We start from the raw sequence: 13,235 nt of genomic DNA on the forward strand, positions 1-13,235 counted from the left end.
ACGTCCCGGAGACCCAACATGAACGCATCGCTCACGCCAAACGAAACCACTGTCCAGACGGTAAAGCTGTTGATCGACGGCGAGTGGGTCGAGTCCCAGACCACCGAGTGGCACGACATCGTCAACCCGGCGACCCAGCAAGTGCTGGCCAAGGTTCCGTTCGCGACCGCGCAGGAAGTGGACGCCGCGATCAGCGCCGCCCATCGCGCCTTCCAGACCTGGAAGCTGACGCCGATCGGTGCGCGGATGCGCATCATGCTCAAGCTCCAGGCGTTGATTCGCGAACACTCCAAGCGCATCGCCGTGGTGCTCAGCAACGAGCAAGGCAAAACCATCGCCGACGCTGAAGGCGATATCTTCCGCGGCCTGGAAGTCGTCGAACACGCCTGCTCCATCGGCAGCCTGCAAATGGGCGAGTTCGCCGAGAACGTTGCTGGCGGCGTCGATACCTACACCCTGCGTCAGCCAATCGGCGTTTGCGCCGGCATCACGCCGTTCAACTTCCCGGCCATGATTCCGCTGTGGATGTTCCCGATGGCCATCGCCTGCGGCAACACCTTCGTGCTCAAGCCGTCCGAACAGGACCCGATGTCGACCATGCTGCTGGTGGAACTGGCGATCGAGGCCGGTGTTCCGGCGGGCGTGCTCAACGTCGTTCATGGCGGTAAAGACGTGGTGGATGCGCTCTGCACCCACAAGGACATCAAGGCTGTTTCCTTCGTCGGTTCGACCGCCGTCGGCACTCACGTCTACGACCTTGCGGGTAAACACGGCAAGCGCGTGCAATCGATGATGGGCGCGAAGAACCACGCCGTTGTGCTGCCGGATGCCAACCGCGAACAAGCGCTCAACGCGTTGGTCGGTGCCGGTTTCGGTGCGGCCGGGCAACGCTGCATGGCCACATCCGTCGTGGTGCTGGTGGGCGCGGCCAAGCAATGGCTGCCTGACCTGAAGGCGCTGGCGCAGAAACTCAAAGTGAATGCCGGCAGTGAGCCGGGCACTGACGTCGGTCCGGTGATTTCCAAAAAGGCCAAGGCGCGGATTCTGGATCTGATCGAGAGCGGCATCAAGGAAGGCGCCAAGCTGGAACTGGACGGTCGCGATATCACGGTTCCAGGCTTCGAGAAGGGCAACTTTGTCGGCCCGACCCTGTTCTCCGGCGTAACCCCCGAGATGCAGATCTACACCCAGGAAATCTTCGGTCCAGTGCTGGTGGTGCTGGAAGTCGATACCCTCGATGAGGCTATCGCCCTGGTCAACGCCAACCCGTTCGGTAACGGCACGGGCCTGTTCACCCAAAGCGGTGCGGCGGCGCGTAAATTCCAGACTGAAATTGACGTTGGCCAGGTTGGCATCAACATCCCGATTCCGGTGCCGGTCCCGTTCTTCAGCTTCACCGGTTCGCGCGGGTCCAAACTCGGCGACCTCGGTCCGTATGGCAAGCAAGTGGTGCAGTTCTACACTCAGACCAAGACTGTCACCAGTCGCTGGTTCGATGACAACAGCGTCAACGACGGTGTGAACACCACCATCAACTTGCGTTAAGGAGCCGGACATGAAAATCGCTTTTATCGGTCTCGGCAACATGGGCGCGCCAATGGCGCGCAACCTGATCAAGGCTGGCCATGCACTGCGGCTGGTCGATCTGAACAAAACCGTTCTGGCAGAGCTGGAGCAACTGGGCGGCAGCATCAGCGCTTCGGCGCGTGAAGCCGCTCAAGGCGCAGAACTGGTGATCACCATGCTGCCAGCCGCGGTGCATGTGCGCAGCGTGTGGCTGGGTGAAGACGGCGTGCTGGCGGGTATCGGCAAGGGCGTGCCGGCAGTCGATTGCAGCACCATCGATCCGCAGACGGCGCGTGATGTTGCCGCGGCGGCGGCCAAGCAAGGCGTGGCCATGGCAGATGCGCCTGTGTCGGGTGGTACGGGTGGTGCGGCAGCCGGGACCCTGACGTTCATGGTCGGCGCTACCCCTGAGCTGTTCGCCACCCTGCAACCAGTGCTGGCGCAGATGGGCCGCAACATCGTCCATTGCGGCGAAGTCGGCACCGGGCAAATCGCCAAAATCTGCAACAACCTGCTGCTGGCGATCTCCATGGTCGGTGTCAGCGAAGCCATGGCGCTGGGCGATGCTCTCGGCATCGACACGACGGTGTTGGCCGGGATCATCAACAGTTCCACCGGTCGTTGCTGGAGTTCAGAGATGTACAACCCGTGGCCAGGCATCGTCGAAACGGCGCCGGCCTCGCGCGGCTACACCGGCGGTTTCGGTGCCGAACTGATGCTCAAGGATCTGGGGCTGGCCACGGAAGCGGCACGTCAGGCGCACCAACCGGTGGTGCTCGGCGCGGTAGCCCAGCAGTTGTATCAGGCGATGAGCCAGCGTGGGGAAGGTGGCAAGGACTTCTCGGCGATCATCAACAGCTATCGCAAACCCCAATAAGGGGTTTTCCGGGAACCCGCGTCGGGCGGGTTCCCGGTTTTTGCATCAGGCAAACACGAAATACTTGCGCACGGTTTCAACCACTTCCCACGTGCCTTTCATGCCCGGCTCAATGACGAAAATATCACCGGCGCGCAGATGGATCGGCTCCTTGCCTTCTGGGGTGATGATGCAGTACCCCTCGCGGAAATCGCAGTATTCCCACTTCACGTATTCCACATACCACTTGCCCGGCGTGCAGATCCAGGTGCCCATGATTTTGCTGCCGTCTTCGCTGGTGTAGGCGTTGAGGTTGACGGTGTGCGGGTCGCCTTCGAGTTTTTCCCATTTGCAGGCGTCGAGCACGGGCAGTGGATGGGTATCGCGAAGAACGGTAATAGGTGCGGTCATGTGGACTCCGGGGCAGTGGACTAGAGAACTGAAGTCGCACCCTATAGCGCCCCGCCCTCGGTCAGTTGTCTGTGCTCGACACTCAGTTACCCAGAAGCGCTGTGCCGGTTTGCCCGGATCGGCGTGCAAACCATTTAACGGCTGCGCTGAAATAGAACAATAGTTATGAAGTTATAACTATTTTACTTGACCCGTTTTTATTCTTTGTACGTGTGTGCCGTAAATCGGAAGTTAGCACTTTCGGCTCCCTCCCTATTTAGCCCGCTATACAGTGCGTGCCCCCCACCATACGCAGCCTTTGTTAAGTAAATATGTCGACTGGATACGAGACTTCGCACCATCCGAGTGCAATGCGCAAGCTCGTTCGAATGACCTTCTCAAGTTGCTAAAAAACTTTAAATAGTTCGTTGACTCTCCCCTTAAGGGCAGAGTTTAGATTTCCGCCGCGTGAGAAGTTGCTGTGGGAATAGTTACTTCTCACATGCGGAATTTATGAAGCAATCACCATATATAGGGAGATCGAGATGAACAATCCATTGGAGTTGGAAAACGTCATTGCCAGCACCCGCGAGATCCTCGCGCAATTGTTGGTGATGAGCGCCGATGATATCGATGAGAACAGCAGTATCGTCGAGGACCTCAGCGCCGATTCGCTGGACATCGTCGACCTGAGCTTTCAGCTGGGTCGTCAGTATGGCTGCACTTTGCCCAAAACCAGCGTGCTGGATCACGCCATCGCTGTCTGCGGCGACGCCAGCGAGTTCCTGGCCAGCGGTCGCATCACCAAGAACGGCAAGGCCTTGCTTGAACAGAGCCTGAGCGCCTACTCCCCGGATCAACTCAAGGCCGGTATGCAACCGGCGCAGGTATTTGCCGCCACCACCGTGCGCAACTGGGCGCAACAGTGCCGCAATCTCTTCAACTATCTGCCGCAAAGCTGCCCCGATTGCGGCGCTCATCAAGCCGTGCTGAACGAGCGTCAGCAAGTGGTCTGTGGCGCGTGCAGTGCGCGGCTGGTGCCGGCCGATGGCGATGAGGTTTCACGCCGACTGGTGGAGCAATTTTTGGCCGCTCACGCCCAAGAGGCGGTGTAGTTCTCATGCGGGCACGAGAAGTCTATGTAACCGGATTCGGTCTGGTGGCGCCTATGGCGCTGGACGCCGCCACGTTGTTCGAGCGGATCTGCCAGAAGCAGTCCTGTGTTCGCGAACATCCACGGTTCAAGGCGTTGGGGTTCAACAACAGCGCTGCCGGGTTTATCGACGACGGCCAGTGGCAGCAGATCGCCGCCGGTTTCGGCGGCAATGCCGCGCTGCATCCGCGGCAAAGTGTGCTGGCCGAATTTGTCGCCCGACAAGCCTTGCAGCACGCCGGCCTGACCCCGGTTGCCTTTGCTCACAGCCGCAGCGGATTGTTCCTTGGGGCCAACAAGTACTGCGCGGACAGTCACGATCTGCATCGGGCCAGTCGCTGCATGGATGAGGCAGGGCGTGTCGATCTGGATCAACTGCTGGATAACCCGGCGGCGTCGAGCGCGGTCTTCGGGCGCCGGGTCGATCAGCAGACCCTGCACCTGGCCGAGACGCTCGGTATCCGCGATCACATTTCGACCCATTCCGATGCCTGCGCCGCCGGTACGATGGCGATCGGCAGCGCCTACCGGGCGATCGAGCGCGGTGAGATCGACCTGGCCATTTGCGGTGCCGTCGAACTGATGGCCAACGAGTTGCCGTATTACATGTTCAACAGCCTCGGCGCGCTGTGCCAGGCTAACCTGCCGGCAAGCGAGCAGAGCCGGCCGTTCATGCCGGACCGCAGCGGCTTCGTGATCAGCGAGGGCGCGGCCATGGTCATTCTCGAATCCGCCGAACATGCCCAGCGTCGCAAAGCCACGCCATTGGGGCGTGTGTTGGGTTACGCGAATGTGTGCGAGGCACAAAAAATGACCTCCAGCAGCCGGGATGGCAGCAAATACGAGGAATGCATGGAAGCTGCAATCGAGGACGCCGGGCTGCTCAGCAGCGCCGTGCAACACGTCAATACCCACGGTACGTCCACCCAGGCCAACGACAGCTGCGAGGCCTTGGCTTTGCAACGGGTGTTCGGCGAGTGCCAGGAACACGTGACGTTCACTGCCAACAAATCGGCCATTGGTCATTCCCTGGCGGGCAGCGGCGCGATTGAAGCGGTGCTGTCGCTGATCAGTCTGCGGGATGGCATGCTGTTGCCGACCTTGAACTACGATCACGACCGCGCCGAATACCCCTCGCTGAAATTTCTCAGCGAGCCGATGCGCCAGTCGATCAACGTGGTGATGTCCAACTCGTTCGGTTTCGGCGGCGTCAACAGCTCGCTGGTTCTGGGGAGGGCATGACATGAGCATAGCCGTTTACATCCATTCGGCGGCCGTATTGAACGCCGCCGGCAGCGAATGTACCGATCTGCTCGGGACGCCACCCTCGCCGCAACCGCTGGCATTCGACGCGACGCGTCGGGCTTATCCGCTGGCAGCACCGCGCCTGGCCAGCGATCTGTTCGACCGCAAGATCCAGCGCAGCGTCGAACCACAAGGCTTGCGTCTGTTGCATTGCGTGGCACGTCTGGCGCCCGCGCTGGCGGCCCTGCAACTGCCGCCGGCACGGATTGCCCTGACGGCGGCCATTCCTGAGGTCGACGCGCCAAGCCCTTGCTGGGACGCGGTGCAAGCGATCGGCGAGCAACCGGAAAAGCCGCTGGCGCAACTGTTGGCCAACACACCACCGCTGCATGCCCTGACGCTGCTCAACAGCAGCGTGATGGCCTACGTGGCCGAAGCGTTGCAATGCCATGGCCCGATGGGTGGTTTCTGTTCCCAGGACAATGCCGGGCTCGATGCCCTGATCGAAGCGAGCCAGCAGATTGTCGAGCAGCGCGCTGACGCCGCGCTGGTAGTCAGCAGCAGTCCGAACCTGACGCCGGCCCTGTATCTGCGTGAACCCCATCTGGCAGGCGAGGCGATTTATGGCGAGGGTGCCGCCGCGCTGCTACTCAGCTCGGCACCTTCACGCAACACTCCGCACGCGCTGCGCATCGCCGGGTTCGCTCGGGGTTACAGCGCTGATCCGCAACGCGGCGCAGCGGTTGCCCGGCGAGTCATCGACCAGGCGCTGAGCCTTGAAAAACTGTGCCTCGGTGACGTCGAGCAGATCGTCGCCAATCCAGAGGATCCGCAACTGATGAGCCTGTTCGCCGAACATCCTCGGGACGTTCGCAGCGTCCGTGCCATGACCGGCGATCTTGGCGCCAGCGCGTTGCTGACCGAGATTGCGCTGGCCTTGCACCACAACCACAACGCTTCGGCGACACCGGGCTACACGCTGTTTGTCAGCCATAGCCGCGCCGGTCATTGGGGCGCCTTGCTGCTGGCCAGTGAAACCATGGAGAAGCACGCATGAGCGCAACACGGATTGTGATCACCGGCATGGGCGCCGTTACCGGATTCGGTTTCGAATGGCAGACCCTCTGGGAAAAAATGCTCGGTGCCGAACATTGTGTACGTCCATGGCAGCCCGACGGGGTGGAAAACGGCACGTTCCCGGTGCGCTACGCCGCGGCCGTGGACATGAGCCTGTTGCCCAAGGCCTTGCAGGACCATCCGGCCTGGACCGTTGCACTGGAAAAACGCAGCCGCTTTGGCTGGGTGGCTGCCACCCAAGCGGTGACCGACAGCGGACTCGCACCTGAGCAGCTACGTGAAGCCGCCGTGCTCTGTGCCTCGGGTGCGCCGCAACACATGCTGGCCGACATGCTGTTGACCCAGGCACCGGATGGCCGCGCCCCTGGCTGGCAACACCTGATGTCCCGTGCCGGGCAGGTCAATGCCGAGGGTTCGCTGCGTCAGAGCAATGATCGACTGGCGCGAGTGATTGCCGACGGATTGGGCTGCGAAGGCCCCGTGATCAATATCAGCAGCGCGTGCGCCGGAGCCTCCCAGGCCATCGGCAATGCCTTCCAGATGATTCGTCGCGGTGAAGTGAGCGTGGCGATTGCCGGTGGCGCCGATTCGGTGCTGAACCTCGACACCATGGCCGCGTTGTACCTGCTCGGCGCGGCATCGAGCGAACAGCGCTGGGGCGTCGATCTGTGCCGGCCTTTCGACCGTGATCGCAGTGGCCTGATTGCCGGCGAGGGCGGTGGTTTCGTGGTGCTGGAAAGCCTTGAACATGCGCTGGCGCGAGGTGCGACGCCCTATGCCGAAGTACTTGGCTTTGGCAGCAGCCTGGACGCCTACAAAGTTACTGCCCCGCAACCCGAAGGCCGGGGCGCGGCGCTGGCGATGCAAGCCGCGCTGGACGACGCGGGCCTGCGTGCGCAACAGATCGATCTGATTAACGCCCATGGCACTTCGACGCCACTCAATGACGTCGCGGAAACCTTGGCGATCAAAAGTGTGTTCGCCGAGCACAAGCACTACCGGTCCCTGGCCGTCAGCGCCAACAAGTCGCAGTTCGGGCACTTGATTGCCGCCGCCGGGGCGCCCGAATGCATGGTCACGGCTCTGGCGTGCCTGAACGATCTGGTCACGCCGACGGTGAACCTGCATGACGTCGATGAACAGTGCGACCTGGACTATTGCGCCGGGCAAGCAGTCAGCCGCCGAGTGGATTTTGCCTTGAGTAACTCCTTCGGTTTTGGTGGCCTCAACACCTCGCTGGCCCTTGGTAAATATCGGGAGCACGGACAATGAATGGCGCTACTGTGCGTGTTGCGATCGCCGGCAGCGGTTGCGTATTACCCAGCGGCTGGGGCGTGCAACGCTTCTGGTCGGCGGCCAGTGAAGCCCGCAGCGGCATTACTTTGCTGCAGTCGAAATTGTTTCACAGTGAGCGCGTGACGGCCTTCGGGCATGTCAGTGATCAAGACCATCAACGCAGTCGCCAGGACGTGGCCCAGAACCTCCAGCGCTACTGCCCGCCGGCAGTGATCTGGGGTGTAAGCGCGGTGCGTCAGGCCCTGGCCGAGGCCGGGCTTGAACCGGGCAATGACGGTCTGCGCTACGGCCTCTATTGCTGCCAGGGCGGCCACACCCATCCGTCATTGGCGGCCTACGGCGAGTTGCTTCACGAGTGCCGCGACGAGTCCGGCGCCGACATGCGGCGCCTCGCTCAACGGGTGCTGCAGGAGCGCGCGCTAGACCCGTTTCTGGTACTCAAAAGCCTGAGCAATGGCTTGCTCGGGATTGTCAGCCTGGCGCTAAAGCTGGAGTGCGAGTGCAACGCTTACATGCAAGGCGTGGCCGGCAACCTGGCGGCGTTGCGCGAGGCGTGCGCAGCGCTGCAAAGCGGTCGTATCGATGCAGCGATTGTGGTCGGTGCCGGCAGTGAACTCGATCCGTTGGCTCTGGCCGCGCTCGCTGAGGCCGGCGTGATCAGCACTGACGGTTCGCAAACCTTGCGTGCATTCGATCGCCAAGGCACGGGTGGGATTGCCGGTGAAGGGGCGGCGGCATTGATTTTGCGCCGGGCCGACGACCTGCCGGATGGGCCGCAGACCTGCCTGTCGGGACTCTCCGCCCATCCGCGCCTTGGGTCGTTGAACCTGCCGGACAAGCAGGTCGATCTGTTGATCAGCAGCGCCAGCGGCGATCCGCACAAGGACGCCGACCTGGCCCGCACGCTGGCCCGCGCCGGTGCCGCGCACATCACCAGTGGCGTGCCGGTGACCGGCATTCTCAGCGCCGCGCCGAGCCTGGTCGACCTGATCCTGGCCCGTCATGCACTGCATACCCAGAGCGTGCCGCCGATCATCGGATTGCAGCAGTCAGTCGATCCGCACCTGCCGTTTGTACTCGGTGAGCGACGGGACGCGGCGCTGCGCGACTGCCTGATCATCAACCGCGACGACAACGGTTTCAGCGCCTGTTACCAGCTCGATTATCAGGCGGCCAACTAGCCGTTTGAGTGCATTCAATCGCTTCTATTTTTTAAATCATAGGATATGACTGTCATGGATTACCGCGATTACGTACGGCCGAAATTCGTTGAGCTGATGCAGGCCCTGGGCCTGGAGTGCCAGTTCCACCGGGCATTGGGCAGCAAGCTGTTTTACCGCGACAAGCATGGCTGCGATGTGACCGTCACCGACTTTCTCGGCGGTTACGGCGCGGCGTTGTTTGGCCACAATGACCCGCAGTTCGTCGATCAACTCTGCGGCCTGCTGCGCGCCGATGTGCCGTTCAATGCGCAGATGTCCGTGCGTGGCGCGGCCGGTCAGTTGGGGCGCGAACTCAGCGAGGCATTCAATCGGGAGTTGAACAACAACGAGCGCTACATTTCGACCTTCTCCAACAGTGGCGCCGAGTCGGTGGAAATCGCCGTCAAGCACGCCGAGTACCGTCGGCAGAAAACCTTGCAGAAGCAGTTCGACGAACGGGATTTTGCCCTGGCCAACCTGACCGCCAGCGACAAGGCCTATGTTGAACTGGACGTCGACGACCTCGACCTGCCCGCCGGGTTGCTGCCGGACAACCTGTCTTACGTGACCGTGCGCCAAGTGGTGGAAGCGGTGCGTCAACACAACCTCGCGCAGCTGCATGTCGAGCCGGTGTTCGTCGCCCTGCGCGGCAGCTTCCACGGCAAACTGGTGAACACCGTGCAGCTGACTTACGGCAAACAGTACCGCCAGCCGTTCGCCCGTTTTGGTCTCAACGTCGAGTTCATCGATCCGCTGCAACCCCAGCAACTCCAGGACTTGCCGGCGCGTCACACGCGGCATTGGCTGAGCCTTGCGTGGAGCGGCGAAACCTTGCAGGTGCGCCGTGAAGCCTTTAGTGCGATCACGGCGGTGTTGCTGGAGCCGATCCAGGGTGAGGGCGGCATCAACGAGTTCGCCAGCGAGTTCTACCTGGGCCTGCGTCGCCTGTGCAACGAGCAGCAATGCCCGCTGATCATCGACGAAGTGCAATCGGGTTTCGGCCGCACCGGCACTTTGCTCGGCGCCAGCCATTTCAACTTGCAGGGTGATTACTACTGCCTGTCCAAAGCGTTGGGCGGTGGCCTGATGAAAATTGCCGCGACAGTCATCCGCGCCAGCCACTACGAAAACGATTTCAGCTACATCCACAGTTCGACCTTCGCCGAAGACGATGCATCGTGCCATATCGCCCTGTCGGCATTGCGCCGCTTGTTCGAAAACGACAACGCGATGCTCAAGGACGTGAACAAGAAAGGCGAATACCTCAAATCGTCGTTGCTCGAACTCAAAGCCGCGTACCCGGACGTGATCGCCGATGTGCGTGGTCGCGGGTTGCTGCTGGGGTTCGAACTGCACGACCTGACCGGCACCAGTTCGCTGGTCCAGGCGTCCGCGCAGTACAACGATGCACTGGGTTACATCATCGCCGGCTACCTGCTGCAATTCGAATCGCTGCGGGTCGCGCCGTCGGGCAGCAACGCCAACGTGATTCGCCTGGAGCCACCGGTGTGCATCACCTTTGAGGAAATCGACGGCCTGATCGGCTCGCTGCAAAAGGTCTGCGACATGCTGCGTCGCCGCGATGCCTTCCCGCTGGCAGCCGGGGTGTGCGCCGACAGCATCCACGAAGTACCGGCGCGCGAGGTGAGCTTCAACGAGCCTGAAAATCTGCCAAAGCCTGATGAGAGCGTTCGCGTGGTAGCGCGCGTGGCGTTCATCAATCACCTGATCGATTCGGACATGCTCAGTGATGTCGACCCGTCGCTGTCCACCCTCAGCGCCGAACAGAAGCGCGAGTTTATCAAGCGCATGGCACCGGAGCGGCGTGCCGCGCCAATCGGCCCGGTGCTGATTCGCTCAAAACTCGGCACCGCTGTGGAGTTCACCCTGTACCCGTTGTGCATGGACTCCGATGCCATGGCCGCGTACATCGCCAGTGGTGACCTGGACACCATCCGCGACGAAGTCGGCAATCGCATCCGTGATGCCCGGGCTGATGGCTACAGCGTGGCCGGTTTGGGTATGTACACCTCGATCGTCACCAACAACTGTCAGGCGCTGAAGATCCCCGACATGGCACTGACCTCCGGCAACGCGCTGACCATCGGCATGGGCCTGGAAGCGATCGAGCAGGGCTGCAGGCAGCAAGGCCTGGAACTGAGTCAACAAACAGCTGCGGTGGTCGGCGCGGCCGGCAACATTGCCTCGACTTACGCCTCGTTGCTGTCCACCAGTGTCGAACACCTGATTCTTATCGGTAGCGGTCGCGACGGTTCCCTGCGGCGTCTGGAGAAGACCGCCCAGCTGATTTACGCCGAGGCCGCCCGCGCGATTCTCAAGGGCGTCGCCGAGCACGACCGGCTCGCCAGCCGCTTGCAGAAACTCGACGGCATCGACGCTTTATTGCAGGCCCACGGTGCCGGCGCCGACCTCGGTTTGCGAGTGCAGCGCCTGGTCGAAGAACGCCTGGGCGCGAATGCGTTCATCACCGTCAGCAATGACCTTGATGTGCTGAAACAGGCACGCATCGTGCTCTGTGCGGCGAACGCGCCACAACCGTTTCTCGGTGCTGAAAATTTCGCCGAAAACAGCGTGATCTGCGATATCGCGGTACCGCTGAACGTCGATCAGAACCTTTCCAGCCAACGGCCCGACGTGCTGTACATGCACGGCGGGATTGTCCAGACACCGCTGGGCGATGGCCTGATCCGCAACGTGCGCGCCTACCTCAAGGAAGGTCAGCTGTATGCCTGCATGGCGGAATCGGTGTTGATGGGCTTGTCCGGGATGAAACAGCACTACTCCTACGGCGATATCAGCCGCGAACAGGTGCAGCAGATTCGTGCCCTGGCCGCGACCCACGGCTTCAGCCTCGCGCAGTTCAAGACAGACAACTCACTCTAAGGAATGGTCATGCCGAATAAAGTAGCAGTGGTGACCGGTGGCAGTCGTGGCATCGGTCGGGCGATCGTCCTGGCTCTGGCCGGAGCGGGTTATCAGATTGCGTTCAGTTATGTGCGCGACGAAGTGGCTGCCGCGTCCTTGCGTGACGAGGTCCAGGCGTTGGGCCTCGAGTGTCTGGCGCTGCAATGCGATGTCAGCAGCGGCGACAGCATCAAGGGCTTTTTCGAACGAGTCGACCAGCATTTCCAGCGCGTCGATCTGCTGGTCAACAACGCCGGCATCACCCGTGACGGGTTGCTGGCGACGATGCCGAGCCGCAACATCATCGAGGTGATCCAGACCAACCTGATCGGCACCTTGCTCTGCTGTCAGCAAGTGGTTCCGTCCATGATGCGCCAGCGCAGCGGTTGCATCGTCAACATCAGTTCGGTGGCCGCGCAGAAACCCGGCAAGGGCCAAAGCAACTATGCCGCGGCCAAGGGCGGCGTCGAAGCGCTGACCCGAGCCCTGGCGGTAGAGTTGGCGCCGCGCAACATTCGGGTGAATGCGGTGGCTCCGGGCATCGTCAACACCGAAATGAGCACGGCACTGATTGGCAGTCAGGAACAGGAAATCCAGTCGCGCTTGCTGATTAAGCGTTACGCCGAACCCCAGGAAATTGCCGAGGCGGTGCTGTACATCGCCGATCGCGGTTTGTACCTGACGGGTGAGGTCCTGCCGGTCAACGGCGGGTTGAAAATGCTATGAGTCGGACCATTCTGATTACCGGTGCCGCCAAAGGCATCGGCCGCGCGGTGGCAGAGAATTTTGCCGCCGACGCCGAGCACCGCTTGATCCTGCTGGACCTGGATTTGCCGGAACTGCAACGCTGGGTCGACGAGCAACACGGGCAGATCAAGGCTCGGGTCGAAACCCATGCAGCGAACATTGCCGACCTGCCGGGCATGGAAGCATTCTTCAAAATACTGGCCAAACAAGTGGATTACGTCGATGTGCTGGTCAACAGCGCCGGCATCTGCAACGAGAATGAACCGGAAGATTTGCACAACTGGCACAAGGTGATTTCGGTCAACCTCAACGGTACGTTCTACGTCACCTCGTTGTGCCTGCCGTTGATGCCGGATCGCGGACGGATCATCAACATGTCGTCGATCCTCGGCCGCGCCGGCAAGGTCCGCAACACCGCGTACTGCGCTTCCAAGCACGGCATCGTTGGCATGACCAAAGCCCTGGCGATGGACCTCGCGCCACGGCTGATCACCGTCAACGCGATTCTGCCCGCGTGGATCGATACGCCAATGCTGCAAGGTGAACTGGCGGCGCAAGCGGCCATTGCCGGGCTGACCCAGGAGCAGATCCTGCGCAACGCCAAGAAGAAACTGCCGATGCGACGCTTCATTCAAAGCGAAGAAGTCGCGGCGATGGTGCGTTACCTGGCCAGCCCTGAAGCGGGTGGGGTGACAGCCCAGAGCCTGGTGATCGACGGCGGTGTCGGGTTGGGAATGTAGCCATGCAGGGATCACACATCAGCCGCACCACGTGGGCG

At 61.6% G+C, this 13,235-nt stretch carries 11 protein-coding genes; 10 read left to right on the plus strand and 1 reads right to left on the minus strand.

Annotated features, from left to right (window positions below; genetic code table 11):
- The first annotated feature begins 18 nt into the window (after positions 1-18).
- Entirely contained in the window at positions 19-1,545 is a 1,527-nt protein-coding gene (locus QFW87_RS03535; RefSeq protein ID WP_033058216.1) for a CoA-acylating methylmalonate-semialdehyde dehydrogenase, read from the plus strand.
- A 10-nt stretch (positions 1,546-1,555) separates the two neighbouring features.
- Positions 1,556-2,443 (plus strand): 3-hydroxyisobutyrate dehydrogenase, encoded by an 888-nt coding sequence (gene mmsB / locus QFW87_RS03540; protein ID WP_283189826.1) that lies wholly within the window; start codon positions 1,556-1,558, stop codon positions 2,441-2,443.
- 45 nt (positions 2,444-2,488) lie between these two features.
- Here mmsB and QFW87_RS03545 read toward each other — a convergent pair whose 3' ends face one another.
- The gene (locus QFW87_RS03545) at positions 2,489-2,833 is read right to left on the minus strand and encodes a cupin domain-containing protein (protein ID WP_007946320.1); all 345 of its coding nucleotides are present in this window, start codon (positions 2,831-2,833) and stop codon (positions 2,489-2,491) included.
- Positions 2,834-3,357: 524 nt separating this feature from the next.
- On the opposite strand from QFW87_RS03545, the gene QFW87_RS03550 reads away from it, so the two are divergent.
- The 8 genes from QFW87_RS03550 to QFW87_RS03585 are packed head-to-tail and all read left to right on the plus strand — an operon-like array spanning position 3,358 to position 13,197.
- Positions 3,358-3,927 carry an acyl carrier protein gene (locus QFW87_RS03550; RefSeq protein WP_283182847.1) on the plus strand — a complete coding sequence of 190 codons (570 nt, stop codon included), beginning with the start codon at positions 3,358-3,360 and terminating at the stop codon, positions 3,925-3,927.
- A gap of 5 nt (positions 3,928-3,932) precedes the next feature.
- Positions 3,933-5,207 carry a beta-ketoacyl-[acyl-carrier-protein] synthase family protein gene (locus QFW87_RS03555; protein WP_283189827.1) on the plus strand — a complete coding sequence of 425 codons (1,275 nt, stop codon included), beginning with the start codon at positions 3,933-3,935 and terminating at the stop codon, positions 5,205-5,207.
- Between the two features lies 1 nt (position 5,208).
- On the plus strand, positions 5,209-6,267 hold the full coding sequence (locus tag QFW87_RS03560; RefSeq protein ID WP_283184515.1) for a beta-ketoacyl synthase: 1,059 nt from the start codon (positions 5,209-5,211) through the stop codon (positions 6,265-6,267).
- On the plus strand, positions 6,264-7,559 hold the full coding sequence (locus QFW87_RS03565) for a beta-ketoacyl-[acyl-carrier-protein] synthase family protein (RefSeq protein ID WP_283189828.1): 1,296 nt from the start codon (positions 6,264-6,266) through the stop codon (positions 7,557-7,559). The genes QFW87_RS03560 and QFW87_RS03565 overlap by 4 nt, the downstream gene beginning before the upstream one ends.
- The gene (locus tag QFW87_RS03570; protein ID WP_283189829.1) at positions 7,556-8,764 is read left to right on the plus strand and encodes a beta-ketoacyl synthase N-terminal-like domain-containing protein; all 1,209 of its coding nucleotides are present in this window, start codon (positions 7,556-7,558) and stop codon (positions 8,762-8,764) included. Before QFW87_RS03565 ends, QFW87_RS03570 begins: the two co-directional genes overlap by 4 nt.
- A 54-nt stretch (positions 8,765-8,818) precedes the next feature.
- A complete protein-coding gene (locus QFW87_RS03575; protein WP_283189830.1) occupies positions 8,819-11,689 on the plus strand; it encodes an aminotransferase class III-fold pyridoxal phosphate-dependent enzyme in 2,871 nt (956 codons plus the stop codon).
- Positions 11,690-11,698: 9 nt separating this feature from the next.
- Positions 11,699-12,436 carry a 3-oxoacyl-ACP reductase family protein gene (locus tag QFW87_RS03580; protein WP_283189831.1) on the plus strand — a complete coding sequence of 246 codons (738 nt, stop codon included), beginning with the start codon at positions 11,699-11,701 and terminating at the stop codon, positions 12,434-12,436.
- Positions 12,433-13,197, plus strand: coding sequence for an SDR family NAD(P)-dependent oxidoreductase (locus QFW87_RS03585; RefSeq protein ID WP_283189832.1), 765 nt, complete (start codon positions 12,433-12,435; stop codon positions 13,195-13,197). Before QFW87_RS03580 ends, QFW87_RS03585 begins: the two co-directional genes overlap by 4 nt.
- Positions 13,198-13,235 lie beyond the last annotated feature (38 nt).

This window comes from Pseudomonas sp. PMCC200344 (assembly GCF_030053095.1).
GTDB classification, from domain to species: domain Bacteria; phylum Pseudomonadota; class Gammaproteobacteria; order Pseudomonadales; family Pseudomonadaceae; genus Aquipseudomonas; species Aquipseudomonas svalbardensis.